Here is a 2,447-nt window from a genome sequence, read left to right as displayed (position 1 = left end):
GCCGCCCTCGTTCTGTGAAGCGGCTTATAAGGCCCCAGAGCCAAACAAGTCAACAAGCCTTTTTCAAAAAATCGCAGTTTCTGTCAACTGACTGATTTTGATAGGGAATTTCCAGAAGGCCTGTTTGGGCGTCGGAAACACACCGCTTTGGCGCAGGCTTGCGGCAAGCATCCACCTCTATATAGGACTGCAAAAGCATGAGACGAGGCCGTCTGCCCTCACATTTTCACAATCGGGTGGTCTCAAGGGCAGCGTGAACGTCGTGGCCGGTCCATTCGGGTCCGCTCATTTGACTCCCATATGTAAACTATGCACTTTTCCGGCCACCCAAATGCCCCCTGGGCCTGGTTGACCCGATCAGCTGAAAGGATGCGGACGCCTTTGCCATGGTGACTGAGAAGATGATGATCCGCTCGTTCGGCAACGAGCCAGCCCTTCTCGCCGATGGCAGACGTGCGCCCGACCGCCGCGAAGTCTCGCTGCGCTGGCTATCCGGCACCTTCCTGACCGGTATCACCTCGAGTGTGCTGATGGGCGTGGCGCTCTTTGCAGCACTCGACGGCCGCCAGCAGTTGGCGATCCCCGCCGAGGCCTATGCCAGCATTGCCAACACCGCCAATCCCGACGCAGACGTCACCCGTGGCGGTCGCCTGATCGCGCCCGCCATTGCCGCCAAGCCCTCCGATCGCAAGATCATGGAAGTCTCGACCGTCGTTCATGAAGGCGACAAGGAAGTGGTGCGCCGCCAGCCCTTCGCGCGCGTGAAGATGACGCTTGCCGCCAATCACGTCGCCACCGAGGACTACCCGGCCTTCAACCCGCTCTCGATCTTTTCCGCCGACGAGCCGGAACCGCAGCCGGGCGTGCGCACCGGCCAGATCTACGGCTCCGACGTCGAATCTGAAGTCAGCCTGAAGACCGAGGCCTATCCGGCATCGGGCTCAAACCTGAAGATCGCCGCCGGCATGTCGCTCGACGAGATCGAGGAGAACGTCCGCTCCAACGGCTCGGTACTGACCGACGGCGCCTCGCAGGTCGCCGCCCTCTATTATGTCGACCCGCAGCGCTTCTCGGCAGACGACAACGACGTCGACCTGGCATCGGGCCTGACCGCCCGCGTGCTCGAGCAGAACATGACGGTATCGGCGCCGGAATCCATCACCCCGCAGACCGAGGAATTCGCCGACGATATCGTGCCGGTTCGCCAGGATACGCCGATCGTCAAGGCCATGATGGACCAGGGCTATCCCGAACCGCAGGCGAAGGGTCTGTCCACCTATCTCGCGCCGTTGTTCGGCTCGGAAAGCCTGTCCAAGGGCGACGTGCTGCGCATCGGCATCCTGCAGAAGGGCGAGCAGGCGAAGATCATCCGCGCCAGCGTCTATCGCGGTTCCCGCCATGTCGTCACGGTGGCACTCGACGACACCGACCATTACGTCGCCGGCAGCGAACCGCCGAAGCTCGATGCGATCGCAACCGCCTTCGACGACAGCGCCATGACCGCGCCGTCGAACCAGAATCTTCCCCGCGTCTATGACGGCATTTATCGCGCCGCCCTCTCCTACGGCATGACCAAGGACATGACGGCGCTGATCATCAAGCTGCTCGCCAGCAGCGTCGACTTTCAGGCCGAACTGCGCCCGACCGATACGCTCGAAGCCTTCTTCTCGGTGGCCGACGCCAGCGGCCAGGCGACCGACCAGTCCGAGCTGCTTTATGTCAACGCTCGCTTCGGCGACACCCAGACGCGTTTCTATCGCTTCCAGGATCCGGAAGACGGCTCGATCGACTACTTCGACCAGGACGGCAAGAGTATTCGCCAGTTCCTGCTGCGCAACCCTGTCCCGAACGGCATCTTCCGCTCCGGCTTCGGCATGCGCCGCCATCCGATCTTAGGCTTTGCCCGCATGCACACCGGCGTCGACTGGGCCGCCCCACGCGGCACGGCGATCATCGCCGTCGGCAACGGCACGGTGGAAAAGGCCGGCTGGGACAGTGGCGGCTACGGCAACCAGACGATCGTGCGTCACGCCAATGGCTACGAATCCTCGTATAACCACCAGAGCGCGATCGCCAAGGGTGTCGTCCCGGGCGCCAAGGTGCGCCAGGGCCAGGTGATCGGCTGGGTCGGCACCACGGGTGAATCGACGGGTCCGCATCTGCATTACGAGATGATCGTCAACGGCACCAAGGTCGACCCTTTGCGTGTGCGCCTGCCCGGCGGCAAGTCGCTCGCCGGTCCGGCGCTCGCCAAGTTCGAGGATGAGCGCAAGCGGATCGATACGCTGCTGGGCAACCAGCCGCCGCCGCAGGTGGCGAGCAAGTAGTTCTCGGGTTGGTTCGGGATTTCGGTTCCGTGAAGAGCCGGTCGCTGTAAGCAACGTTTTTCCGTGTGTTACCCCCCTCTGCCCTGCCGGGCATCTCCCCCACAGGTGGGGAGATTGGCT

The 2,447-nt window shown here is 62.9% G+C and carries 1 protein-coding gene; it reads left to right on the top strand.

Annotation, left to right across the window (positions count from 1 at the left end):
• Positions 1-386 precede the first annotated feature (386 nt).
• Positions 387-2,327, top strand: a complete 1,941-nt coding sequence (locus ACODTZ_RS36075) for a M23 family metallopeptidase (RefSeq protein ID WP_489032108.1) — start codon at positions 387-389, stop codon at positions 2,325-2,327.
• Positions 2,328-2,447 lie beyond the last annotated feature (120 nt).

Source organism: Rhizobium sp. FG113, from assembly GCF_057809895.1.
This window is presented reverse-complemented; position numbering and strand designations above follow the sequence as displayed.

Coding starts and splice junctions, on each gene's coding strand:
- ACODTZ_RS36075 (WP_489032108.1), top strand. CDS start 387: ATGGTGACTGAGAAGATGATGATCCGCTCGTTCGGCAACGAGCCAGCC.